We start from the raw sequence: 22,875 nt of genomic DNA on the forward strand, positions 1-22,875 counted from the left end.
CCGTATGAAGCGGCGCGTCAGGGACAGGGGACGCGGGGCGATGCCGCTTCTGGTGATGAAATTCGGCGGCACCTCTGTCGCCACGCTGGACCGCATCCGGCGCGCAGCAAAGCGCGTGGGCCGCGAGGTGGCGAACGGCTACGACGTCATCGTCATCGTCAGCGCCATGGCCGGCAAGACCAACGAGCTGGTCGGCTGGGTCGAGGAGACGTCGAAGTTCTTCGACGCGCGCGAGTATGACGCGGTGGTGTCGTCGGGCGAGAACGTGACGGCCGGCCTGATGGCGCTGACGCTGCAGGAGATGGACGTGGCGGCGCGGTCCTGGCAGGGCTGGCAGGTGCCGCTCAGGACCACCTCCGCGCACAGCGCGGCGCGGATCGTCGAGATCCCGACCGACAACATCAGCGGCCGCTTCGCGGACGGGATGCAGGTGGCCGTGGTCGCGGGTTTTCAAGGCGTCAGCCCGGAGGGGCGGATCACGACGCTCGGTCGCGGCGGATCGGACACCACCGCCGTCGCCTTCGCCGCCGCCTTCGGAGCCGAGCGCTGCGACATCTACACCGACGTCGACGGCGTCTACACCACCGACCCGCGGATCAGCTCCAAGGCGCGGAAGCTCGACCGGATCGCGTTCGAGGAGATGCTGGAGCTCGCTAGCCTCGGCGCCAAGGTGCTGCAGACCCGCTCGGTCGAACTCGCGATGCGCTACGGCGTGCGCGTGCGGGTGCTGTCGAGCTTCGAGGACAACGACGAGAACGCGGGCACCATCGTCTGTGCCGAGGAGGACATCGTGGAAAGCAGACCTGTCTCCGGCGTCGCCTACAGCCGCGACGAGGCCAAAATGACGCTGATGTCGGTCGCGGACCGGCCTGGCATCGCCGCCGCGATCTTCGGCCCGCTGGCCGATGCGGGTGTCAACGTCGACATGATCGTGCAGAATATCTCGGAGGAAGGTCGCACCGACATGACCTTCTCCTGCCCGGTGGGCGACGTGGCGCGGGCCGAACGCGCGATGAACGAGGCAAAGGAGCGGGGCGAGATCAACTTCAGCGGCCTCGTCGCCGACACCGACGTCTGCAAGGTGTCGGTCGTGGGCATCGGGATGCGCTCGCAGTCGGGGGTGGCCGCGCAGATGTTCCGGGCGCTGCGCGACGAGGGCATCAACATCAAGGTCATCACAACTTCCGAGATAAAGATCAGCGTTTTGATCGATCGCAAGTATATGGAACTGGCGGTGCAGGCGCTCCATGATACCTTCGGGCTCGACCGGGCGGCCTGAGCCCGCGCGTCAGGGGACCGATGGCCGAAGCGACCGAGAGCGAGAGCCGCAAGCTGCTGGGCCGCCTGCGTGAGGCGCTGGCCGAGGACAGCGCCGGGCAGGCGCGCCTCGACCGGGTGGTGCAGATCATCGCCTGCTCGATGGCGACGGAGGTCTGCTCGATCTACCTCTTCCGCGACAGCGACACGCTGGAGCTCTGCGCGACCGAAGGGCTGAAGCCCGAGGCGGTTCACCACACCCGGATGCGCCTCGGCGAGGGCCTTGTAGGCCGTGTCGCCCGCACCGGGCAGATCATCAACGCGCCCGACGCGCCGGCCGAGCGCGGCTTTCGCTACATGCCGGAGACGGGCGAGGAGAGGTTCTCGTCCTTCCTTGGCGTGCCAATCCAGCGGCTGGGCGAGCGGCTGGGCGTCCTCGTCGTCCAGTCCAAGTCCAACCGCGAGTACACTGACGACGAGATCTACGCGCTGGAGGTCGTGGCCATGGTGCTGGCCGAGATGACCGAGCTCGGCGCCTTTCTGGGTGAGGGCGAGGCGCTGAGAGCGCGGCACCAGCAGCCGGTGGTCTTCCGCGGCGTCATGGGTCAGGAGGGCACCGCGATTGGTCACGTCTGGCTCCACGAGCCGCGCGTGGTCGTCACCAATCCCATCGCGGAGGACCCGCAGCGCGAGCTGGAGCGGCTGCGCGTGGCCATGGAGACGTTGCGCCGCACCGTCGACGGCATGGTCAACGCCGTCTCGCTGGTCGAGGGCGAGCAGCGCGAGGTGCTGGAGACCTACCGCCTCTTCGCGAACTCGCGCAGCTGGCTCAGCCGGATGGAGGAGGACATCTCGCGCGGCCTTTCCGCCGAGGCCGCCGTGGAGAAGGAGCAGTCGTCGGCCCGTACCCGGATGAAGCAGGTGCCGGACCCTTACCTGCGCGAGCGCCTGCACGACCTCGACGACCTGTCGAACCGCCTGCTGCGCATCCTGACCGGCCAGGGCAACGAGACCGGCGCGGAGATGCCGGAGGACCCGATCCTGGTCGCGCGCAACATCGGGCCGGGTGAGCTGCTGGACTACGGTCGCAAGCTGAGGGGCGTGGTGCTCGAGGAAGGTTCGGTCGGCAGCCATGCCACGGTGGTGGCGCGGGCGCTTGCGATCCCGCTGGTCATCAACGCCGCCGGCATCACGACCGAGGCATTGAACGGCGACCTCATCACCGTCGACGGCGACCACGGCATCGTCCACCTCCGCCCCGAGGAGAACGTCCGGACGGTCTTCCGCGACAAGCTGGCGATGGACGCCAAGGCGCAGCGGCGCTATGACGACCTGCGGGACCAGCCGGCGCGGACGCTCGACGGGCGGGTGATCGAGCTGCACATGAACGCGGGCCTGATGGCCGACCTGCCGTCGCTGCACGGCTCGGGCGCCGAGGGTGTCGGCCTATTCCGCACCGAACTTCAGTTCCTGACCCGCAACAAGGTGCCGCGGCGTGGTGCCTTGGCCGCCCTTTACGCCCGGGTGATGGACGCCGCCGAGGGCAAGCGCGTCGTGTTCCGCACCCTCGACATCGGGTCGGACAAGGTGCTGCCCTACATGAAGCCGCAGGACGAGCCGAACCCGGCGATGGGCTGGCGCGCGATCCGTGTCGGCCTCGACAAGAAGGGCGTCATGCGGATGCAGCTGCAGGCGCTGATCCGCGCCGCGGGCGGGCGGCCGCTGACGGTGATGTTCCCGTTCATCGCCCAGTTCGAGGAGTTCAAAGAGGCGCGGCAGCACCTGCTCAGCGAACTCGAGCGGGAGGACAAGCTGGGCCACGTCCTGCCCGAGAGCGTCGAGATTGGCGCAATGCTCGAAACGCCCAGCATGGCCTTCGCGCCGCGGCAATTCTTCGAACTCGCGGACTTCATCTCGATCGGCGGCAACGACCTGAAGCAGTTTTTCTTCGCCGCCGACCGCGAGAACGAGCGTGTGCGGCGCCGCTACGACACGCTGAACGTGAGCTTCCTCACCCTGATCGAGACGATCGTGGTGCGCTGCATCGGCACCGGCACGCCGCTTTCGTTCTGTGGCGAAGATGCGGGAAGGCCGCTGGAGGCGGTTTGCCTGACGGCGATGGGCGTGCGGTCGCTGTCGATGCGGCCAGCGTCGATCGGCCCCGTGAAGAGCCTTCTCAGGCGCGTCGACATCGAGGAGGCAAAGAAGGTGATCGATCGCGCCCGAGCGAGCGGCGAGCAGTCCGTGCGCTCGGCCGTCGCCGAATGGCTCAGGAACGCCTGAAACGCAGGAAGGCCGCCCGTAGGACGGCCTTCCGAAAGCGGTATGAGCGCTCTTATTGGTTGAGCACCGCGCGGATACGATCTTCCTCGACACTCTCCGAGTCGCTGCTGGTATCGATGATGTAGAGCTCAGTCAGCTGCTCATCGGTCAGCGTTGCAACATCCACCTCAACTTCATAGGTCTCGAGCATCTGCGACACCAGAGCGCGCAGCTGATTGCGCGGAAGCGTTACCGACACGGGCTCGACGTCCTCATCACCCTCCATCACGCGATATGTGCGGATGCGGTTCGGTCTCGGCTCATTCCCAGCCACCTCGTCAATGACACGGTCTACACGCTCACGCTGGACGCTGCTCGAGTCCGTGCTGGTGAAGATGAAGTAAAGCTGCGAAACCTGCTCCGAGGTCAGATCGTCAACCGTCACGTCGGTCGCGCCATACTCCGACAGCTCCTGCGAGACGAGTTCACGCAGCTGAGCGGTGTCGGCGTCTTGCGCAAAGGCAGCGCCAGTGGTGGCAAGCGCCAGTGCGGTGCTCAGCAGAATCCGTTTCATGTCAATCCTTCCTTCCATTGGCTTAAAGCGCGCGCCATGCGGCCAGCCCCACAGCGTTTACGGTGCGATAACAATCGACGCACGAATCGGTTCCGCAGCGAGCCGGTCCTGGCGAAACGGTGGAATTTTTCAGGGCCGCTGAGCCTGCAGGCCGTCAGACGCCTCGCCCAGGCGCATGCGGAACTCCTCGACCAGCGTGGCGTGGTCGTAGTCGCTCTCGATCGCCAGCCGCTTCAGGCCGAAGTAGACGTGCGCCATCTCCTGGTAGTAGCTGGTGAAGGACCAGTTGATCGCGGCGCCCGCCGCGGCGCCCAGCACCGGCACCGCCTGGGCCGCCAGCTTCTGGCCCAGCACCGCACCTAGACGCGGCGCAAGCCTCGTGATCAGCCCGCTGATCGAGGCGCCGGTCAGCGATACCCGCGCGGCGAGAAAGGCGACGTCAGCCCCGTCGTCCCGCTCGAGCGGGCCGGAGGCTGCGAACACCTGCAGGCAATCCATTCGCACGGCCGGATCGGCGGGATCGAAGCCGTGCTCGGAGGCGATCCCCTGTATTGCGCGGAGCAGGACGGTGGTGGTGACCGGCAGTTCGGCCATGGCGGTTGGCAGGCCGCCCATTCCGCCCACCGCGCCCATCGCCGTCGTGAGGGCGGTGTTGAGCCAATCGCTCGTGTCCGGCACGCGGCTACGCGACCGGGCGGCGGCGTCCGCGGCGATCTCGAGCGCTCGGCGCGTTGCGCCCTCGAGGTTCAGACGAACCTCGGCCGGCAAGCGCCGCAGCAGGGTCTCCGCGCGCCCGCCGAGCATCGTGATGACCTGCATCCCGACCCCTTCGGCCGCTCGGTGGCGCCGCACCAGATCGTCCAGCGCCCGCGACGTCGCCTCGTCAAGGGGACCGCTCACCGTCATGTCTCCAGCCTTCGTCATTCCGGAAGAATGGGGCCGCGCGTCTCCGGCGGCAAGCCATCGCACCAGCGCCGGACCTCGCCCGCCACACCGCTCCATGCGCCGGGCACCAGCGCGTGGCCGAGGACACGGTCGGGATTCGTCGGTGGCGGCATCTCGACGCCGCTGAGCCGCTCGAAGCCGAAGCGCCCGTAGTAGGGCGCGTCGCCCACCAGCATCACGCGCTCCCACTCGGGTGCCGCGCGCGCCATGGCCTCGCGGATCAGCAGCCCGCCCAGCCCTTCGCCCTGCCGCGTCGGGTGCACCGCGACGGGCCCGAGCAGCAGCGCCGGCGCCGCGCCCACCCGCACCGGCCAGTGCCGGATCGCCGCGGCCAGCGCGCCCCGGTCCCGAGCCACGAGGCAGAGCGGTGCCACCGGAGGAACTCCATCCCGCAGGCGATAGGAGGAGAGCGCTTCGCGCCCGGGCGCGAAGCAAAGGTCATAAAGCGCCTCGACCTCCCACCAGTCGCGCTCGGTTTCCTCGTGGAGTTGCACCGCCTGCCCCAGTTGAAGCTGGAATCGCCCCTAGCACGCGTCTAGGTGCATTTGGAACTGCAAGGAGACCAGATGTTCTACCGCCCGGAGGATGGCCACGGCCTGCCGCACAACCCGTTCAACGCCGTCGTCTCGCCACGGCCGATCGGCTGGATCGCGACGCGCGGCGCCGACGGGTCTGACAATCTCGCGCCCTACTCCTTCTTCAACGCCGTCGCCTACGTGCCACCGCAGGTGATGTTCGCCTCGACCTCGGCCAAGGAGGATCGCGACGGCACCAAGGACAGCGTCTCGAACATCCGCGACACGGGCGTCTTCTGCGTCAACATCGTCGAGTATGCCATGCGGGACGTGATGAACGTCTCCTCTGGCCCGTGGCCGCGCGAGGTGGACGAGTTCGCCAAGGCCGGCATCGAGCGGGCGGACTGCCATACGATCCCCTGCTCGCGCGTGGCGGGTGCACCGGCCAACCTCGAGTGCCGCCTGACGCAGATCGTAAAGCTTCCGGGCGAGGCGAATTTCGTCGTTTTTGGCGAGGTCGTGGGCGTCCATCTGCGCGACGACTGCATCGTGGATGGCCGCTTCGACGTGCTGCGGTACGAGCCGCTGGCCCGGCTCGGCTACCGCGACTATGCGCGGGTGAGCGAACTGTTCAGCCTCAAGCGCCCGGGAGAGAGCTAGGCGCCTTTCCCCTGCCGCCCGCTTGGCCTAGGGTGCGGCCTGTTTTTCCAGAGGAGCACCGGATGGCCGACGCAGAACGAGCCGAGAGCGTATTCATCAACCTGCCCGTCGGCGACGTCGCGCGCTCGCAGGCGTTTTTCGAGAGCCTCGGCTTCGAGGCCGACCCGCGCTTCTCGGCCGAGGATCGCGCCGCCTGTATCGTGCTCTCCGGCACCGTGTCGGCCATGCTTTTGAGCCGAGAGACGTTCGGCGCCGTCTCTCCGAAGCCGGTGGCCAACACGGCGACCATGTCGGCCGTGCTGACCTGCCTGCGCGTCGACGGGCGCGAGCGGATCGACCGGATCATGGACGCCGCTCTCGAGTCCGGCGCGACCGAATCGCGGCCGCCCCGCGACCAGGAGCGCGTCTACTCCCGTGCCTTCGAGGACCCCGACGGCAACGTATGGGAGCTCCTCTGGGTCGATGGCGATGCCTGACGCCTTCCTCGGCGTCATCGGAGGGTCGGGCCTCTACGACATCCCGGGCCTCGAGGAGGCGCGGTGGCAGCGGGTCGAGACACCTTGGGGCGAGGCCTCCGATCAGATCCTGACAGGTCTCCTCGACGGTCTTCGGATCGCGTTCCTGCCGCGGCACGGACGCGGCCACCGCCTCAGCCCCTCGACCGTGCCTTACCGCGCCAACGTCGACGCGTTGAAGCGGATCGGCGTCACCGACCTCGTCAGCGTCTCGGCCTGCGGCTCCTACCGCGAGGACTTGGCGCCGGGCGACTTCGTCGTCGTGGACCAGTTTGTCGACCGGACGAGCGGGCGCGACCGCTCCTTCTTTGGCACCGGCTGCGTCGCGCATGTCAGCCTCGCGCACCCGACCTGCGCCCGGCTGGGCCGGCTCTGCGCCGAAGCGGCCGAAGAGGCCGGCGCGCGGGTGCATCGCGGCGGCACCTACCTCGCCATGGAGGGGCCGCAGTTCAGCACGGCGGCGGAATCGCGCCTCTTCCGCGAGGCCTTCGGCTGCGACGTCGTGGGCATGACCAACATGCCCGAGGCGCGCCTCGCCCGCGAGGCGGAGGTCTGCTATGCGAGCGTCGCGATGATCACCGACTACGACAGCTGGCACCCCGGCCATGGTGCCGTCGAGGTTGCGGACATCCTGCGCGTCCTGTCGGACAACGCGGCCAAGGCGACGCGCCTCGTCGCAGCAATGCCGCAAAGGCTGCCGCGCGAACGGGCGCCGTGCGACGAGACGTGCGACCGGGCGCTCGACCACGCCATCCTCACCGCGCCCGCTGCCCGCGACCCTCAGGTGACCGCGCGGCTGTCGGCGGTGGCGGGACGAGTCCTCCACGGCGGTCCTGGTACGCCGAGACCGTGATACCCGCTCCGGTTTAGCCCGACGCGATAACGGGACGTTGCGACCGCCAGCGAAATGAATGGCGACAGGATGCAACCATTCGTGAAACGGCGCGTTAGCCCTTCATCTGCTGCTTGCACAGTTCGGATGCACACCGACACTCGCAGACGGGCATGTTCGTCATCGGGCATGCCCGTCACGCGTTCCTGAGCATCGCTCCTGGGTTCATTATGCCGAGCGGATCGAGCGCGGCCTTGATCCGGCGCATCGCGTCCAGCTTCGCAGGGTCCCCGTAGCGCTCCAGATCGTCCACCTTCAGCCGCCCCACGCCATGTTCCGCACTGAACGAGCCCTCGTGCGACTGCACGAGGTCGTGGATGACGCGGCTGATCTCGGCCGCGCGAGGCCTGTAGGCGTCGCGCTTCTCGCCCTTCGGCGGGAAGATGTTGTAGTGCAGGTTGCCGTCGCCGAGATGGCCGAAGACGTTGATGCGGAAGGGACCGAGCGCCTCGACCGCCGGGCCGGCTGCGTCGAGGAAGCGCGGAACCTCGCCCAGCGGCAGGCTGATGTCGTGCGACGCGATAGCCCCGATCTCGCGGTTCGCCTCCGGGATGGTGTCGCGCAGAGTCCAGAAATCCTGCCGCTGCGCGCCGCTCTGGGCGATGACGCCGTCGAGGGCGAGATCCCGCTCGAAGGCGTCCGCGAAGAGCTCCTCCAACACCGCGTCCGGATCCTGGCCCGCCGGCAGACCGAGGTCGATCAGCACGCACCATTCCGGTGCCTCATCGAAGGGCTGCCGCACGTCGAAGCCCATCTCGCGCAGGAACTTCAGCCCCACGCCCGAGATCAGCTCGAAGGCGGAGATGCCGCCCGCCATCATATCCTGCGCGAGACCCAGGAGGTCGAGCGCGGTATCCGGCCCCGGTACCACGATCATTGCCGCTCCCTCGCGCGCGGGACGCGGAAAGAGCCGCAGCGCTGCGGCGGTGATGATGCCGAGCGTCCCCTCGGCCCCGACGAGGAGGTGCCTGAGGTCGTAGCCGGTGTTGTCCTTTCGCAGGCGCCGCAGTCCGTGCCAGATCTGTCCGTCCGGCAGCACCGCCTCGAGCCCCAGCACCAGGTCGCGCGCATTGCCGTAGCGCAGCACATTGGCGCCGCCCGCGTTGGTGGCAAGCAGCCCACCTATCCGCGCCGACCCCTGGCTGCCGAGCGAAAGGGGAAAGAGACGCTCCGCCTCCTGCGCCGCCGCCTGGACGTCGCTGAGCACCGCGCCCGCCTCGGCCACGATCACGTTCTCGCGCGGCAGGACCTCGCGCACCGCACGCATCCGCTCGAGGGAAAGGACCAGCGGCGCCGGCCCGTCCTGCAGGAGTTGCCCACCCACCAGCCCGGTGCCGCCGCCATAGGGCACCACGCCAACCCGCGCCTCGCCCGCGACACGAATGGCCTCGGCCACTTCCTCGGTGTTCGCGGGCGCCACGACAAGACCGGCCTGCCCGCGCCAGGTGCCTCGCGGCTCGGAGAGGTAGGCCGCCGGGTCGCGGAACGCGGCCTCCGGCAGGCGCGCCCTCAGCCGCTCGCACAGCGCGTCGTCTACGGGATTGAGGCTCACTCCGCCGCCAGCCGTTCGGGTTCCAGAACTACCACGGTGGGCCGGTCGGGCAGGGTCCTGAGGCTCACGACAAGGCTCGACTCGCCGGGCCGCTCGATCTGGAATTCGTCCGACATTCCGATCAGAAAGCGATCGAGCGACCCGCGCCCGAACCAGTGCATCGGGATCACGACGGACGAGCGCAGCCGCTGGAGCGTCCTGATCATTGTCGGCAGGTCGAGCGTGAGGCCGCCATCGACGGGCGCCATGACGACGTCCAGCCGGCCCAGCGCCGCGTACTGCGCCGCATCCGGCTCGTGGTGAAGGTGGCCGAGATGGCCGATGCAGAGCCCCTCGACCTCGAAGACGAAGATCGAGTTGCCGTACTTCTCGACGGTATCGCCCCACGAACGGATGTCGGTCGGCACGTTGCGCACCAGCATCTCGCCCAGGTCGAGGTAATGCTCGTTCGGGGCGGCCCCGTCGCCCCAGCCGCGCAGTGCGTGCGGGATCGCCGGATCGGGATTCGGGGTCCAGTGCGTCCCGTGGGCGTGGTTCATGGTAACGACGTCGGGGACAAGAGCGGTCGTCCCGATGAAGCCCGTGTAGTCGGTCACCGCGGAGAGGCCGCGCGGCGTCTGCAGCAGGAACATCGCGTGATCGATGTAGCTAATCCTGACGGAGAAATCCGGCACCGGCTCCGTGTAGGAGGCAGGCTGCACGTAGCGCAGCCCCGGCGCCTCGGCGATGGCGATGCAATGGCTGGGGCGGCGCTCCTGCGCCGCCGCCGCGCCGGCGGCGAGGATCAGAAAGAGCGTGAGGCGGATCATGCGGTCTCCAGACTGACAGCGCGGATCATAGCACGCTCCGGCGCAACGTCAGCCCACGTCGGTGCGCCCGCGCCTGTCACGCCGCAGGTTCGCGTAGAGCACATGGTTCCGCCATCGCCCGGCGATCTGCAGATAGCTCTGCGCGACGCCCTCGTACTTGAAACCGCAGCGCTCCAGCACCCCGCGGCTGGCGGCGTTCTCCGGCAGGCAGGCGGCCTCCAAGCGGCTGAGGTCCAGCGCGTCGAACGCATGCTGCACCGTCGCGCCCAGCGCCTCGGCCATGTAGCCGCGCCGGGCAAAGGGCTCGCCGATCCAGTAGCCGAGCGTGCCCGCCTGCGCCGGCCCGCGCCGGATGTTGTCGAGCGTGATGGCGCCCAGCAGCGCCTCGTCGCTGCGCCGCACCAGGAACAGCGGCAGCGACGTGCCGCCGTTGATCGACCGGTTCGACCAGTAGACGCGGTTGGTGAAGGAACGCCGGGTCAGGTGGTCCTCGGCCCAGACCGGCTCCCACGGTGTCAGGAAACCCGCCGAGGCTTCGCGCAACGTACTCCAGGCGCGGAAGTCCGCGTGCTGCGGCGGCCTCAGGATCAAGCGCTCGGTCAGGATACGGACCCGCTGTCCGACCCGGATCATCACGCGGCGAGGCCTTCTCGGATGGCGTCGAGATCCGGCGCCGCCGCGCCCGGCCCGTAGAGCGCGAGCGCCACGCCGCGGCTGCCCGTCATCTCGGCCGAGAGCCGCCGGACGTCGTCGGCGGTCACCGCGTCGATCCGCGCGACGGTCTCCTCCAGCGAGGGAACCCTGCCCCAGATCGCGACCATCCGTGCCAGCCGCTCTGCGCGCGAGGACGGACTCTCGAGCCCCATCAGCAGGCCGGCCTTCATCTGTGCCCGCGCGCGAGAGACCTCGGCCTCGTTCAGGTCGCCGGCGAAGCCCGCGATCTGGTCCAGGGTCAGCCGCGCGAGGTCGGCGATCTGGTCCTCTCCGGTACCGGCATAGACGGTGACGTGCCCGCCGTCGGCATAGGCTCCGGCCTGCGCGAAGATCGTGTAGCAGAGCCCGTGCCGCTCACGCACCTCTTGGAAGAGGCGCGAGGACATGCCGCCGCCCAGCGCCGAAGCGTAGACCTGCGAGACGTAGATGTCGTCGTCGCGGTAGCTCGGCGCGTCGATGGCGAGGGCGAAGTGCACCTGCTCCAGTGGTCTGATCTCGCGTCGCTCTCCCCCGGTGAAGCGAGCTGGCTCGGGGCGCTCGACCTTGCGCGGAGCAAGGTGTCCGAACGTGCGTTCGGCCGCGGCGACGATCGCGTCGTGGTCGACCGCACCCGCCGCGGCTAGGATCATCTGGTCCGGCGCGTATCGTTCGGCGACAAAAGTCGTCAGGTCGTCGCGCCCGAAGGCGCCGACCCTCTCGGCAGGCCCGAGGATCGAGCGGCCTATCGGCTGGCCGGGATAGGAGACCTCCTGCAGCCAGTCGAAGACGATGTCATCCGGTGTGTCGAGCACCTGCCCGATCTCCTGGAGGATCACGCCCCGCTCGACCTCGATCTCGCGCGGCTCGAACATCGGGTCGAGGAGGATGTCGGCGATGACGTCGAGCGCCAGCGGCACGTCGTCCTCCAGCACGCGGGCGTAGTAGGCGGTGGTCTCGCGGCTGGTGTAGGCGTTGAGGTAGCCGCCGACGTCCTCGATCGCCTCGGCGATCTGGCGCGCGTTGCGGCGCCGCGTGCCCTTGAACGCCATGTGCTCGAGAAAGTGCGCGATCCCGTTCTGCTCGACGCGCTCGTGCCGGCCGCCAGCGCTGATCCAGACGCCGAGCGAAGCGGAGGCGAGACCCGGCATGCGCTCGGTCACGATGCGGAAGCCGTTGGAGAGTGTGGCGATCTGGACGTTCACGAGCTGCGACGCTCCCGTATCAGGGTCTTCAGGGCGGTGAGGTCGTTCGGCGCCCGAACCACCCGTTCTGGCCGCTCCATCAGGTCAGCCATGCGCGGCGGCAGCGGCGGACGATGCCCGGTGGCCCGCTCAACCGCATCGGGAAATTTCGCGGGGTGCGCGGTGGCCAGCGTCACCATCGGCACCGCGGGGTCCAGTCGCTCGGCCGCGACCTTGGCGCCGACGGCGGTGTGGGGGCAGATAATCTGCCCGGTCTCGCGCCGGACGCGCGTGATCGTCGCCGCGGTCTCGTCCTCGTCGCAGCGGCCGCTATCGAAGTCCTCGCGCAGCCGCGCCAGCGCCCCTTGGCTCAGGTCGAAGCCGCCCGCGCGCAATTCGAACATGAGCTGCGAGACGGCAGGGCCGTCACGGTCGTAGACTTCGAACAGCGCGCGCTCGAAATTCGAGCTGACTTCGATGTCCATCGACGGGCTGATCGTCGGCGCAACCCCTGCCTTCTGATGCGCACCGCTCGTCAGGGTGCGATGCAGGATGTCGTTGCGATTGGTGGCCACGACCAGCCGGTCGATCGGCAGTCCCATACGCTTGGCGATGAGCCCCGCAAATATATCGCCGAAATTGCCCGTTGGCACCGTGAAGCTGACGCGCCGGTGGGGTGCGCCGAGGGCGACGGCCGCGGTGAAATAGTAGACGGTTTGCGCCAGCACTCGTGCCCAGTTGATCGAGTTGACGGCCGCCAATCCGACCTCGTCGCGGAACGTGGCGTCGGCGAACATCTCCTTCACCGCAGCTTGGCAGTCGTCGAAGTCGCCATCAACGGCGACCGCATGCACGTTCGCCTCGTCCGGCGTGGTCATTTGACGGCGCTGCACGTCGCTGACGCGGCCGTAGGGGAAGAGGATGAAGACGTCGACGTTCTCGAGCCCGCGGAACGCCTCGATCGCAGCACTTCCGGTGTCGCCGCTGGTCGCGCCGACGATGGTGATGCGCTGCTTGCGCCGGGTCAGAACCTCCTGGAACATCCGGCCGATCAACTGCATCGCGAAGTCCTTGAAGGCCAGCGTCGGCCCGTGGAACAGCTCGAGCAGGAAGTGCCCGGGCGCGAGCTGCACCAGCGGCGCGCGGGCGGCGTGGCCGAAGTCTCGGTAGGCGTCCTCGATCAGGCGGCGCAGGGTCGCCTCGTCGAACGTCTCGCCGACGAAGGGGCGAATGACGCGGAACGCCGCCTCCTCGTACGGCACGCCCGCCAGCGCCCGGATGTCGCGCGCATCGATGTGCGGTACCGCAGCAGGCACGTACAGACCGCCGTCGCGTGCGAGGCCGGTTAGCATCGTGTCCTCGAAGATAAGTTCCGGGGCCTGCCCCCGCGTCGACACGTACCGCATCCGATCCCTCACTCAGGCCGCTGCCTGATACGCCACAGAAGCAGGCCTGTCATCCCGGCCCACGCCGCGGCAAGGCTGAACCACGTCAGCGCGTACTCGAGGTGATTGTTCGGGATGCCGGTGGTGTCGATCGGCTGCGGGATGGCAGGATCTCCAGAGATCTCGCGGGCGACGACGAGAATGGGCTCCGTCTCGAGCGACTCGGCCATTGCCGACACGTCGCGCGCGTACCAAAGTCCGGCAGCGGGGTCGGGCTCCGGAGTGAACCCGTCCACCTCGTCCGGCCAGTGCAGGTTGCCGCGGACAGTTGCGGAGCCAGTATAGTCGAGCGCCTCCGTGGCGGCGTCCTGCGGCACGATTCCGCGATCCACCATGATGCGGCGCCCGTCCGCGGTCAGAAATGGCGATATCAACCGGTAGGCGGGCCCGACGCCGCTGACGGCCGTCAGAACGCGCGCAGGTGGCGGCAGCAATCTTCCGCTGACCTCGACGGGGAGGAATCGATCGGCAGACGGATCTGGCTCGCGTGGCAGCGGCACCGGGACGGCCGACAGCCGCGACTCGATCTCGGCAAGAACCTCGCTCTTCCAGTAAAGCCGCTGCAACTGCCAGCTTCCCAGCGCAATCAGGATGGCGCAGCCGATCGTTCCGAAGAGGAGAGGAAGGATCGCGCGGCGCATCATCGGGGACGCGGGACGCAAGGAGCGCGCAGCCGCGCCGCGCGCTCCAGAAATCTCACGAAGCTCATCGGGACGCCGTCAGGAGCCCCAGATGTATATCGCCGCGAAGAGAAACAGCCAGACGACGTCGACGAAGTGCCAGTACCAGGCAGCCGCCTCGAAGCCCACGTGCTTCTCCGGCGAAAAATGTCCCCTCATCAGTCGCAGGAGACAGACGAAGAGGAACACCGTGCCGATGATGACGTGCACGCCGTGAAATCCCGTCGCCATGAAGAAGTTGGCGCCGTAGATGTTGCCGGAGAAGCCGAACGCCGCGTGGCTGTACTCGTACGCCTGGAAGAAGGTGAATAGGACGCCCAGCACTATGGCCAGGATCAGGCCGTTGCGCATGTCCGTGCGGTTGTTCTCGTGCACCAGGGCGTGGTGCGCCCAAGTCGCCGCTGCACCCGAACAGAGAAGGATCAGCGTGTTGATCAGCGGGAGGTGCCAAGGGTCGAACGTCTCGATCGACGGGGGCGGCCACTGCCCTTCGGAAAAGGCTTCCATCGGGTACATGGCGTGCTTGAAGAACGACCAGAACCACGCCGCAAAGAACATGACTTCGGACATGATGAAGAGGATGAATCCGTAGCGCAGGCCGATCCGCACGACGGGAGAGTGATCCCCCTGGGCCGACTCGGCGACCACGTCGCTCCACCAGGCGAACATGACATAGGCCACCACAACCGCGCCGATCAGGAACGTCCACGGGCCGGAGCCGTGCATCCAGATCACGCCGCCGAACAGCATGATGAATCCCCCGACGGCGCCGAGGAACGGCCAGACCGACGGATGCAGGATGTGATAGTCGTGGTTCTTTTCGTGCGCCATCTCTGCTTCCCCTATTGGACGGCTTTCTGGACCGCCGGGTCCGTCGATTCAAGGGCCGCATGCTCCTGCGGCAGGTCGATGTGGTAGAAGGTGTAGGATAGCGTGATCTGCCGCACGTACTTGGCATCACGGTCGTCGACGATGGCCGGGTCGATGTAGAAGGTCACCGGCATTTGCACGGTCTCGCCCGGCTGCAGCACCTGTTCAGTGAAGCAGAAGCAGTCGATTTTGGTGAAGAAGCCGCCGGCGTCGAAAGGGCTGACGTTGTAGCTGGCCTGGCCAGCGACCGGCCGGTCGGTCGGGTTCGACGCCTCGTAGAAGGCGAGGCCGGTCTCGCCGACGCGGACCTCCATCTCACGCTGCGCGGGGCGGAAGGTCCACGGCATGTCGCGCTCGAGCGACGCATCGAAGCGCACGGTGATGGTCTGGTCGAGGATCCGGTCGGAGCCCTGGGAGGCGACGCTTGTCGCGCCTCCGTAGCCGGTGACGCGGCAGAACCAGTCATAAAGCGGGACCGAGGCCCAGGCGAGCGACCCCATGAAGAGAACCGTGCCCACCGTGAGGGCGAGCGTCTTGCGCGGTCCGTTCACCGATCGTCCTCCACCAGTTGCGGGCGCAGGGCGTGGTCATAGCCCTCCATGCTCTCGCCCGTGGTGATCTTCACGACGGAGAGGCCGAAGACGACGCCGATCAGCGCCACCAGCACCAACCCCAGCCCGACGTTCCGCGACCTGCGGCGCCGGTGCATCTCATGCTCGACCTTCAGCGCCATCAGACCCAGCCTGCCGTGCGCAGGGCCGCGTCGCATAGCAGCGCTCCAAAATGCAGGAAGAGGTAGTAGAGCGAGGTGCGGAACACCGCCTTCTCGACGGCGTAGCGGTCATCCTCGGCCTGCGCCTCGTCGCGGCGGGCGATCCGCAGCGCGCCGAGCAGGAACTGCGCGTTGAGGACGAGGGCTGCAACAAGAGTGACCGGCCCGCCGATCGAGCTGACCGCGAGCGCCAGCGAGACCGGGACCAGCAACAGCGTGTAGACCAGGATGTGCCGCCGCGTGATACGCCGCCCGTGCGTCACCGTCAGCATCGGTACACCGGCATCGTCGTAGTCGGATCGCATGAAGAGGGCGAGCGCCCAGAAATGCGGCGGCGTCCACATGAAGATCAGCATGAACATCATGGCCGACTCGATCGAGACGCCACCCGTCGCCACGGCCCAGCCAATCATCGGCGGGAACGCCCCCGCGGCACCGCCGATCACGATGTTCTGCGGCGTCAATCGCTTGAGCCACATTGTGTAGACGACGGCATAGAAGAAGATCGTGAAGCCGAGCAGCGCGGCCGCGAACAGGTTCGCCGCGAGCGCCAGCATCACCACGGCAAAGCCCGACAGTGCAAGCCCGAGCGAGAGCGCGTCGCCCGCGGTCAGGCGACCGGACGGCACGGGCCGTCCGCGAGTTCGCTTCATCAGCTCGTCGATGTCGGCGTCCCACCACATGTTGAGCGCGCCAGATCCCCCCGCTCCGATGGCGATGAAGAGGATGGCGGCGAAGGCCACCATCGGGTGCACCGGCACCGGGGCCACTAGCAGTCCGACCGCTGCGGTGAACACCACGAGCGACATGACCCGGGGCTTGAGCAGGGCCACGTAGTCGCCGAACTGCGCCTCGCCCTGGAGCCGGTCGTAATCCACGTCGCTCATACGGGAACCCGCCGCCCTACTCGGCCGACGCCACGTCGATGGCGCGCGGCTTGCCCGCGTACTGCTCGATCGCGCTGTCGAGCCACGCCTCATATGCCTCGGGGCTGACGACCTTGACGGTGATCGGCATGAAGGCGTGGTCGATCCCGCAGAGTTCGGAGCATTGGCCGAAGTAGACGCCCTCCTGGTCTGCCTCGAACCAGAGTTCCGCCAGGCGTCCGGGAACCCCGTCCTGCTTCACGCCGAACGCCGGGATGGTCCATGAATGGATCACGTCGGCGCCGGTGACCTGAACGACGACTGTCGCGCCCGTGGGGACCACGACCGCCGTGTCGGTGGCGAGCCGATACTCGTCCTGCGTGTAGCCATAATCCTCTAGCTCTTCCCGCGTCAGCATGAAGCTCTCGAACCCGAACTCGTGATCCGGATACTCGTAGCCCCAGTACCACTGATAGCCGGTGGCCTTGATGGTGACGTCGGCCTCCGGAATCTCCTGCTGCTCGAAAAGAACCGGGAGCGAGAAGGCGCCGATGAAGACGAGAACGATGATCGGCACGATCGTCCAGGCGATCTCGATGGGCGAATTGTGGGTGAAGCGCGCGGGAACGGCGTTGCGATTCTGGCTGTAGCGGAACGCCACCCAGCCGAGCAGCGCGGTGATCAGCAGGACGATTGCGGTGATGATCACCAGCACCATGTTGTCGAGCCAGTGCAGGTCGCGCGCGATGTCGGTAACGGCCGGCTGGAAGCCCATCTCGCCCTGCAATGGCTTGCCGATGATCGGCAGGTCCTCCAGACCGTCCTGAGCCCGCGCCGCGCCGGTCGCGATGAGGGTTGCCGCCGAGGCAAGGGCGAGAGTCTTCGGTGCCATCGTCTTCATCCTGTCCGAAGGTAGGCCGCGCCGAGCGGGCCAGGCGTTGTGTGTCGCGCGCTTAAAACCATATATGCCGCGGGCGAACAAGGCGCAGGATTGCGGCAATCGGCCGCCGCGGCGCCTCCGAGAGGAGCATGAGCATGACCGACGGCCCTTTCCGCCCTTTCGAGCGCGATCTCGACGAGCATATTGCGCTGACCCTCCTGAGGGAGGCGGTGAGCGGTGGCGACGATGGCGAACTGTTCCTCGAGCGGCGCCATTCGGAGGTGCTGGTCTTCGACGACGGCCGCATCAGGACCGCAAGCTACGACGCTGCCGAGGGGTTCGGACTGCGCGCCGTTCGGGGCGAGACGGCGGGCTATGCCCATTCGACCGATATCTCGGAGGCGGCACTGCGGCGGGCCGCCGAGACGGCGCGGCTGGCGGTCGGCGACGGCGGCGGCAAGATCGCGGACGCGCCCCCACCCACGAACCGCCGACTCTACACCGACGCCGATCCGCTCGATGACGCCGCATTCCCGCTCAAGGTCGATACGCTGGCCGAGATCGACGCCTTCGCCCGCGCGCTCGACCCGCGGGTGCGGCAGGTCTCCGCCACGCTCGCCGCGTCGCTGCAGGAGGTCGAGATCCTGCGGCCGGAGGGTCACAGGGTACGAGACGTGCGGCCGATGACTCGCCTCAACATCAGCGTGATTGTCGAGGAGAACGGCCGGCGAGAGAGCGGCAGCCACGGCAGCGGCGGGCGCACCGGCATCGCCGGGCTGATCGCGCGGGATACGTGGGAGGCGTCGGCGCGGGAGGCGCTTCGCATCGCGCTCGTGAACCTGCGTGCGGAACCGGCCCCCGCGGGCGTCATGGACGTGGCGCTCGGCGCCGGCTGGCCCGGCATCCTGCTGCACGAGGCGGTCGGGCACGGGCTGGAGGGTGATTTCAACCGTAAGAAATCCTCGGCCTTCGCCGGACTGATGGGTCAGCGCGTCGCCGCGCCGGGCGTCACCGTTCTCGACGACGGGACGATCCCGGATCGCCGCGGCTCGATCAGCGTCGACGACGAAGGGACGCCGTCGAACAGGACGGTGCTGATCGAGGACGGGATCCTCGTCGGCTACATGCAAGATCGTCAGAACGCCCGGCTGATGGGTGTGAGTCCCACCGGCAACGGCCGCCGCGAAAGCTTCGAGCACGCGCCGATGCCGCGCATGACCAACACCTACATGCTGGCGGGCGGGTCGGACCCCGCCGACATCGTGGCCGACGTGCCGGACGGCATCTACGCCGTCGGCTTCGGCGGCGGTCAGGTCGACATCACGAGCGGCAAGTTCGTTTTTTCCTGCACCGAGGCCTATCGCGTGCGGAACGGCAAGATAGGCGCGCCGGTGCGCGGCGCGACGCTGATCGGCGACGGCGCGACGGCGCTGCAGAAGATCCGCGGTATCGGTAACGACATGACGCTCGACCCGGGGATCGGCAATTGCGGCAAGGCGGGCCAGTGGGTGCCGGTCGGGGTCGGGCAGCCCACGCTGCTGGTCGGCGGGCTCACGGTGGGCGGATCGGCCGCCTGAGCGGCGTTTATACTCTGTTAAGCATGCGGCCTCTAGAGACGGCGCTGCAAGTTGGCGAGGTCAGGATGGTCGCGGAAATCCCCACTTCCGAGAACTCCCTCACCCCACCCACCTCAGCGGAAGCGCAGCTTGACTGGCTTCGCCTCTTGCGCTCGCGCCGGGTCGGCCCGGCGACCTTCTTTCGCCTGATGGCCGAGCATGGCAGCGCGGCCGCCGCTCTGGAGGCGCTGCCAAGGGTCGCGCAGGCGGCCGGCGCGACGGGCTATGCTCCCTGTCCGCCCGGCGTCGCGGCGGCCGAGCTACGCGCAGGGCGCGCGGCCGGCGCGCAATTCATCGCTTGGGGCAGCCGAGGATATCCATGGGCGCTGACCGAGCTGGCCGACCCGCCGCCGATCCTCTGGACTCTCGGCGACGTGCGGCTGCTGGAGCGACCGATGGTCGCGCTCGTCGGGGCCCGCAACGCCTCGAGTCTCGGGCTGCGGATGACGCGGGCCCTGGCGCACGACCTGTCGCAGGCGGGCTGGGTCGTCGTCTCCGGCCTCGCCCGTGGCGTGGACGCCGCGGCGCACGAGACGGCGCTGGCCGGCGGCACGGTTGCCGCGATGGCGGGCGGCGTCGACGCCGTCTACCCGCCCGAGAACGAGGGGCTGGCGCAGCGGATCGCAGAGCAGGGGCTCCTGCTCTCGGAGCAGCCAATGGGCATGAAGCCGACGGCACGGCACTTTCCCCGGCGCAACCGCATCGTCTCCGGCCTCGCCCGCGCCGTCGTAGTGGTGGAGGCCGCGGCGAAGTCCGGCAGCCTCATCACCGCGCGCAATGCCCTCGACCAGGGACGCGAGGTGCTCGCCGTTCCGGGCCATCCGTTCGACGCCCGTGCCGCAGGCTGCAACGGCCTGATCCGCGATGGCGCCGTGCTCGTCCGCGACGCCCGCGACGTCCTGGAAGTGCTGGGTGAGGCGCAGCCCGCGCGGCGTCCCGCCACCGCACCGACGCCCGGACGTACGACTCCGCGACAGGACAAGGGCCCCGCGCGACCACCTGCCGCGACCGCGGGCGACCTCCACGCCGCGATCCTGTCGCGGCTCGGGCCGAGCCCGGTCGCTGAGGACCAGCTTATCCGCGACCTCGGCCTTACGGCGGCGGAGGTGTCGCCGGAACTCACGTCGCTGGAGCTCGAAGGGCGCATCCAGCGCCAGCCGGGCGGCCTTCTGTCACTGGCCTGATCCCCCGCCAGAAGCCGGATTGACAAGGCGCGGGGGTAGCCCACATCTTGCGCCGCCGTCGCCCCCGGCGCCAATTCGGAAGGACTCCCATGCCCGTCGTCGTCGTCGAGTCGCCTGCCAAGGCCAAGACAATCAACAAGTATCTTGGCGACGACTACACCGTGCTGGCGTCCTACGGGCATGTGCGCGACCTGCCGCCCAAGGATGGCTCCGTCGATCCAAACCAGCAGTTCGAGATGCTGTGGGAGGTGGCGTCGGACAGCCAGAAACACGTGCGCGCGATCGCAGAGGCGCTAAAAAAGGACCCCGCCCTGATCCTCGCCACCGACCCCGATCGCGAGGGCGAGGCGATCTCGTGGCACCTGCAGGAGGCGCTGACCAAGCGCCGGGCACTCAAGAAGGACACGCCGGTCAGCCGCGTGGTCTTCAACGCCATCACCAAGGCCGCCGTGACCGAGGCGATGAAGAACCCGCGCGGCGTCGACATGGAGCTGGTCGAGGCCTACCTCGCCCGCCGCGCGCTCGACTACCTCGTGGGCTTCAAGCTCTCGCCCGTGCTCTGGCGCAAGCTGCCCGGCGCCAAGTCGGCGGGCCGGGTGCAGTCGGTCTGCCTGCGCCTGATCGTCGAGCGCGAGATGGAGATCGAGGCGTTCCGGCCGCGCGAGTATTGGTCGGTGACCGCGCTTCTCGAGACGCCGCGCGGCCAGACCTACGAGGCGCGCCTCGTCACCCTCGCCGGCAAGAAGCTCGACCGCTACGACATCGGTGACGGCACCGCGGCCGAACTGGCGGTGCAGGCTGTCACCTCACGCGATCTGATCGTGCAGTCGGTCGAGGCGAAGCCTGCCAGCCGGAACCCGGCGCCGCCCTTCATGACCTCGACGCTCCAGCAGGAGGCGTCGCGCAAGTTCGGCTTCGGCGCCCGGGCGACGATGTCGGCGGCCCAGCGGCTCTACGAGGCGGGTCTCATCACCTACATGCGGACCGACGGCATCGACATGGCGCCCGAGGCAGTCATGGCGGCGCGCGACGCGATCAAGGACCGCTACGGCGCGGACTACGTCCCGAAGAGCCCGCGGATGTACAAGAACAAGGCGAAGAACGCGCAGGAGGCGCACGAGTGCATCCGGCCGACGGACATGGCGCTGGCGCCCGACAAGCTGCGGGTATCCGAGCCGGATCAGCGCAAGCTCTACGACCTGATCTGGAAGCGGACGCTGGCGAGCCAGATGGAGGCCGCGCGGCTGGAGCGCACGACCGTCGAGGTCGGCAGCGCGGATGGCGAGGTCGGGCTGCGCGCGACGGGTCAGGTCGTGCTCTTCGACGGCTTCCTCAAGGTGTACGAGGAGGGGCGTGACGAGCCGGCCGACGACGAAGACAAGCGTCTGCCGCAGATCCATCAGGGTGAGGCGGCGAAGAAGCAGTCGGTCACGCCGGAGCAGCATTTCACCCAGCCGCCGCCGCGTTATACCGAGGCGACGCTGGTCAAGAAGATGGAGGAGCTAGGAATCGGCCGCCCCTCGACCTATGCCTCGATCGTCACCACGATCCAGGACCGCGGCTATGTCCGCAAGGACAAGAACCGGCTGATCCCCGAGGACAAGGGGCGGCTGGTTACCGCGTTCCTCGCCAACTACTTCCGGCGCTACGTCGAGTACGACTTCACGGCGGACCTCGAGTCCCAGCTTGACGATGTGTCAGCAGGCGACCGGGACTGGAAGGAGGTGCTCGACCGCTTCTGGCGCGACTTCTCCGCCGCGCTGGCCGAGACGTCCGACCTCCGCATCGGGGAGGTGCTGGAGAAGATTGACGAGGTCCTCGCTCCGCACCTCTATCCCCCGCGCGAGGACGGCACCGACCCGCGCCTCTGCCCGAACTGCGGGCAGGGTCGGCTCAACCTCAAGACGGCGCGCTCGGGCGGCGCCTTCATCGGCTGCTCGAACTACCCCGAGTGCCGCTACACGAGGCCGCTTTCCGCGCCGGGCGGCGAGGACGACGCCATCGGCCCGGACGGGAAGCTGCTCGGCCACGACCAGGGCGACCCGATCAGCCTGCGCACCGGCCGCTTCGGTCCCTACGTCCAGCGCGGCGAGCCCACGGAGGAGCAGCCGAAGCCGCCGCGCGCCAGCCTGCCCAAGGGCTGGTCGGTGGAGGACATCGACCTAGAGAAGGCGTTGATGCTTCTCTCCCTCCCTCGCGAGATCGGCCCGCATCCCGAGGACGGCGAGCCGGTCGAGGCCGGCATCGGCCGCTACGGCCCCTACGTCAAGCATGGACGAACCTATGCAAATCTGCCTGAAGTGGAGGAGGTCTTCACCGTCGGTATGAACCGCGCGGTCGAGGTCCTGGCCAGCAAGCCCGGCCGCGGTCGGACGGCTGCCAAACCGCTGCGCGAGCTAGGCGACCATCCAGAGAAGGGCGGTGCAATTTCGGTGTTGGCCGGTCGCTACGGGCCCTACGTGAAGTGGGAGAAGGTCAACGCGACGCTGCCCAAAGACGTGGAGCCGGCGGACCTGACGCTGGAAGAGGCCGTGCGCCTCGTCGAGGAGAAGGCTGCGAAGAAGGGCGGCCGCAAGAAGGCGACGCCACCGGCCAAAAGCAAGAAAGCGCCTGCGAAGAAGACGCCTGCGAAGAAAGAGGCCACGGAGGCGAAGCGGAAGTCAGGCAGCGGCTAGGCCCGGTCGCCGCGCGTCGGGCCGTCAGTCCG

At 68.3% G+C, this 22,875-nt stretch carries 22 protein-coding genes; 8 read left to right on the top strand and 14 right to left on the bottom strand.

The window, feature by feature from the left end:
- Positions 1–40: 40 nt before the first annotated feature.
- Together JM664_RS04320 and ptsP are read left to right on the top strand one after the other, a co-directional pair.
- Positions 41–1,279 carry an aspartate kinase gene (locus JM664_RS04320; RefSeq protein ID WP_227418790.1) on the top strand — a complete coding sequence of 413 codons (1,239 nt, stop codon included), beginning with the start codon at positions 41–43 and terminating at the stop codon, positions 1,277–1,279.
- Between the two features lie 20 nt (positions 1,280–1,299).
- Positions 1,300–3,540 carry a phosphoenolpyruvate--protein phosphotransferase gene (gene ptsP, locus JM664_RS04325; protein WP_227418675.1) on the top strand — a complete coding sequence of 747 codons (2,241 nt, stop codon included), beginning with the start codon at positions 1,300–1,302 and terminating at the stop codon, positions 3,538–3,540.
- A 52-nt stretch (positions 3,541–3,592) separates the two neighbouring features.
- Here ptsP and JM664_RS04330 read toward each other — a convergent pair whose 3' ends face one another.
- From JM664_RS04330 to JM664_RS04340, 3 genes are all read right to left on the bottom strand, one after another.
- Positions 3,593–4,093 (bottom strand): hypothetical protein, encoded by a 501-nt coding sequence (locus JM664_RS04330; RefSeq protein ID WP_227418676.1) that lies wholly within the window; start codon positions 4,091–4,093, stop codon positions 3,593–3,595.
- 129 nt (positions 4,094–4,222) lie between these two features.
- A complete protein-coding gene (locus tag JM664_RS04335; protein ID WP_227418677.1) occupies positions 4,223–5,017 on the bottom strand; it encodes an EcsC family protein in 795 nt (264 codons plus the stop codon).
- Positions 5,014–5,532 carry a GNAT family N-acetyltransferase gene (locus JM664_RS04340; RefSeq protein ID WP_227418678.1) on the bottom strand — a complete coding sequence of 173 codons (519 nt, stop codon included), beginning with the start codon at positions 5,530–5,532 and terminating at the stop codon, positions 5,014–5,016. The genes JM664_RS04335 and JM664_RS04340 overlap by 4 nt, the downstream gene beginning before the upstream one ends.
- A gap of 72 nt (positions 5,533–5,604) precedes the next feature.
- Here JM664_RS04340 and JM664_RS04345 point away from each other — a divergent pair, with 72 nt between their 5' ends.
- The 3 genes from JM664_RS04345 (at position 5,605) to JM664_RS04355 (ending at position 7,581) form a co-directional block, all read left to right on the top strand.
- The gene (locus JM664_RS04345; RefSeq protein ID WP_227418679.1) at positions 5,605–6,213 is read left to right on the top strand and encodes a flavin reductase family protein; all 609 of its coding nucleotides are present in this window, start codon (positions 5,605–5,607) and stop codon (positions 6,211–6,213) included.
- 62 nt (positions 6,214–6,275) lie between these two features.
- Positions 6,276–6,689 carry a VOC family protein gene (locus tag JM664_RS04350; protein ID WP_227418680.1) on the top strand — a complete coding sequence of 138 codons (414 nt, stop codon included), beginning with the start codon at positions 6,276–6,278 and terminating at the stop codon, positions 6,687–6,689.
- Positions 6,682–7,581, top strand: a complete 900-nt coding sequence (locus tag JM664_RS04355; protein ID WP_227418681.1) for an S-methyl-5'-thioadenosine phosphorylase — start codon at positions 6,682–6,684, stop codon at positions 7,579–7,581. The genes JM664_RS04350 and JM664_RS04355 overlap by 8 nt, the downstream gene beginning before the upstream one ends.
- A gap of 175 nt (positions 7,582–7,756) precedes the next feature.
- On the opposite strand, the gene JM664_RS04360 is transcribed toward JM664_RS04355, so the two are convergent.
- The 11 genes from JM664_RS04360 to coxB form a co-directional block, all read right to left on the bottom strand.
- On the bottom strand, positions 7,757–9,172 hold the full coding sequence (locus JM664_RS04360) for an FAD-binding oxidoreductase (protein ID WP_227418682.1): 1,416 nt from the start codon (positions 9,170–9,172) through the stop codon (positions 7,757–7,759).
- Positions 9,169–9,981: an MBL fold metallo-hydrolase gene (locus JM664_RS04365; RefSeq protein WP_227418683.1), complete on the bottom strand. Its 813-nt coding sequence runs from the start codon at positions 9,979–9,981 to the stop codon at positions 9,169–9,171. Before JM664_RS04365 ends, JM664_RS04360 begins: the two co-directional genes overlap by 4 nt.
- 48 nt (positions 9,982–10,029) lie before the next feature.
- Positions 10,030–10,614 (bottom strand): GNAT family N-acetyltransferase, encoded by a 585-nt coding sequence (locus JM664_RS04370; RefSeq protein WP_227418684.1) that lies wholly within the window; start codon positions 10,612–10,614, stop codon positions 10,030–10,032.
- Positions 10,614–11,876 carry a M16 family metallopeptidase gene (locus tag JM664_RS04375; RefSeq protein ID WP_227418685.1) on the bottom strand — a complete coding sequence of 421 codons (1,263 nt, stop codon included), beginning with the start codon at positions 11,874–11,876 and terminating at the stop codon, positions 10,614–10,616. The genes JM664_RS04370 and JM664_RS04375 overlap by 1 nt, the downstream gene beginning before the upstream one ends.
- The gene (gene thrC, locus JM664_RS04380; RefSeq protein ID WP_227418686.1) at positions 11,873–13,261 is read right to left on the bottom strand and encodes a threonine synthase; all 1,389 of its coding nucleotides are present in this window, start codon (positions 13,259–13,261) and stop codon (positions 11,873–11,875) included. The genes JM664_RS04375 and thrC overlap by 4 nt, the downstream gene beginning before the upstream one ends.
- Before the next feature lie 8 nt (positions 13,262–13,269).
- Positions 13,270–13,944 (bottom strand): SURF1 family protein, encoded by a 675-nt coding sequence (locus JM664_RS04385; protein ID WP_227418687.1) that lies wholly within the window; start codon positions 13,942–13,944, stop codon positions 13,270–13,272.
- A 75-nt stretch (positions 13,945–14,019) separates the two neighbouring features.
- Entirely contained in the window at positions 14,020–14,811 is a 792-nt protein-coding gene (locus tag JM664_RS04390; protein WP_227418688.1) for a cytochrome c oxidase subunit 3, read from the bottom strand.
- 11 nt (positions 14,812–14,822) lie between these two features.
- Complete coding sequence (locus JM664_RS04395) at positions 14,823–15,401, bottom strand: cytochrome c oxidase assembly protein (RefSeq protein WP_227418689.1); 579 nt, start codon at positions 15,399–15,401, stop codon at positions 14,823–14,825.
- Positions 15,398–15,583, bottom strand: a complete 186-nt coding sequence (locus tag JM664_RS04400; protein WP_227418690.1) for a hypothetical protein — start codon at positions 15,581–15,583, stop codon at positions 15,398–15,400. The genes JM664_RS04395 and JM664_RS04400 overlap by 4 nt, the downstream gene beginning before the upstream one ends.
- Positions 15,583–16,509 (bottom strand): heme o synthase, encoded by a 927-nt coding sequence (gene cyoE / locus JM664_RS04405; protein ID WP_227418691.1) that lies wholly within the window; start codon positions 16,507–16,509, stop codon positions 15,583–15,585. The genes JM664_RS04400 and cyoE overlap by 1 nt, the downstream gene beginning before the upstream one ends.
- A gap of 16 nt (positions 16,510–16,525) precedes the next feature.
- Positions 16,526–17,380: a cytochrome c oxidase subunit II gene (gene coxB, locus JM664_RS04410; protein ID WP_227418692.1), complete on the bottom strand. Its 855-nt coding sequence runs from the start codon at positions 17,378–17,380 to the stop codon at positions 16,526–16,528.
- 143 nt (positions 17,381–17,523) lie between these two features.
- Between coxB and tldD the strand changes: the two genes are divergently transcribed.
- The 3 genes from tldD to topA all read left to right on the top strand — a co-directional run bounded on the left by tldD (position 17,524) and on the right by topA (position 22,843).
- A complete protein-coding gene (gene tldD / locus JM664_RS04415; RefSeq protein WP_227418693.1) occupies positions 17,524–18,945 on the top strand; it encodes a metalloprotease TldD in 1,422 nt (473 codons plus the stop codon).
- A 65-nt stretch (positions 18,946–19,010) separates the two neighbouring features.
- Positions 19,011–20,168 carry a DNA-processing protein DprA gene (dprA, locus tag JM664_RS04420; RefSeq protein ID WP_227418694.1) on the top strand — a complete coding sequence of 386 codons (1,158 nt, stop codon included), beginning with the start codon at positions 19,011–19,013 and terminating at the stop codon, positions 20,166–20,168.
- 89 nt (positions 20,169–20,257) lie between these two features.
- Complete coding sequence (topA, locus tag JM664_RS04425; RefSeq protein WP_227418695.1) at positions 20,258–22,843, top strand: type I DNA topoisomerase; 2,586 nt, start codon at positions 20,258–20,260, stop codon at positions 22,841–22,843.
- Positions 22,844–22,875 lie beyond the last annotated feature (32 nt).

Source organism: Roseitranquillus sediminis, from assembly GCF_016918935.1.
GTDB classification, from domain to species: domain Bacteria; phylum Pseudomonadota; class Alphaproteobacteria; order Rhodobacterales; family Rhodobacteraceae; genus Roseitranquillus; species Roseitranquillus sediminis.

What these genes read in the sequence shown, in the direction of transcription:
- JM664_RS04355 (WP_227418681.1), top strand. Translation starts at nt 6,682, where the DNA reads ATGCCTGACGCCTTCCTCGGCGTCATCGGAGGGTCGGGCCTCTACGAC.
- coxB (WP_227418692.1), bottom strand. Translation starts at nt 17,380, where the DNA reads ATGGCACCGAAGACTCTCGCCCTTGCCTCGGCGGCAACCCTCATCGCG.
- cyoE (WP_227418691.1), bottom strand. Translation starts at nt 16,509, where the DNA reads ATGAGCGACGTGGATTACGACCGGCTCCAGGGCGAGGCGCAGTTCGGC.
- JM664_RS04370 (WP_227418684.1), bottom strand. Translation starts at nt 10,614, where the DNA reads ATGATCCGGGTCGGACAGCGGGTCCGTATCCTGACCGAGCGCTTGATC.
- topA (WP_227418695.1), top strand. Translation starts at nt 20,258, where the DNA reads ATGCCCGTCGTCGTCGTCGAGTCGCCTGCCAAGGCCAAGACAATCAAC.
- thrC (WP_227418686.1), bottom strand. Translation starts at nt 13,261, where the DNA reads ATGCGGTACGTGTCGACGCGGGGGCAGGCCCCGGAACTTATCTTCGAG.
- JM664_RS04385 (WP_227418687.1), bottom strand. Translation starts at nt 13,944, where the DNA reads ATGATGCGCCGCGCGATCCTTCCTCTCCTCTTCGGAACGATCGGCTGC.
- JM664_RS04330 (WP_227418676.1), bottom strand. Translation starts at nt 4,093, where the DNA reads ATGAAACGGATTCTGCTGAGCACCGCACTGGCGCTTGCCACCACTGGC.
- JM664_RS04390 (WP_227418688.1), bottom strand. Translation starts at nt 14,811, where the DNA reads ATGGCGCACGAAAAGAACCACGACTATCACATCCTGCATCCGTCGGTC.
- dprA (WP_227418694.1), top strand. Translation starts at nt 19,011, where the DNA reads ATGGTCGCGGAAATCCCCACTTCCGAGAACTCCCTCACCCCACCCACC.
- ptsP (WP_227418675.1), top strand. Translation starts at nt 1,300, where the DNA reads ATGGCCGAAGCGACCGAGAGCGAGAGCCGCAAGCTGCTGGGCCGCCTG.
- JM664_RS04320 (WP_227418790.1), top strand. Translation starts at nt 41, where the DNA reads ATGCCGCTTCTGGTGATGAAATTCGGCGGCACCTCTGTCGCCACGCTG.
- JM664_RS04345 (WP_227418679.1), top strand. Translation starts at nt 5,605, where the DNA reads ATGTTCTACCGCCCGGAGGATGGCCACGGCCTGCCGCACAACCCGTTC.
- JM664_RS04335 (WP_227418677.1), bottom strand. Translation starts at nt 5,017, where the DNA reads ATGACGAAGGCTGGAGACATGACGGTGAGCGGTCCCCTTGACGAGGCG.
- tldD (WP_227418693.1), top strand. Translation starts at nt 17,524, where the DNA reads ATGACCGACGGCCCTTTCCGCCCTTTCGAGCGCGATCTCGACGAGCAT.
- JM664_RS04400 (WP_227418690.1), bottom strand. Translation starts at nt 15,583, where the DNA reads ATGGCGCTGAAGGTCGAGCATGAGATGCACCGGCGCCGCAGGTCGCGG.
- JM664_RS04350 (WP_227418680.1), top strand. Translation starts at nt 6,276, where the DNA reads ATGGCCGACGCAGAACGAGCCGAGAGCGTATTCATCAACCTGCCCGTC.
- JM664_RS04365 (WP_227418683.1), bottom strand. Translation starts at nt 9,981, where the DNA reads ATGATCCGCCTCACGCTCTTTCTGATCCTCGCCGCCGGCGCGGCGGCG.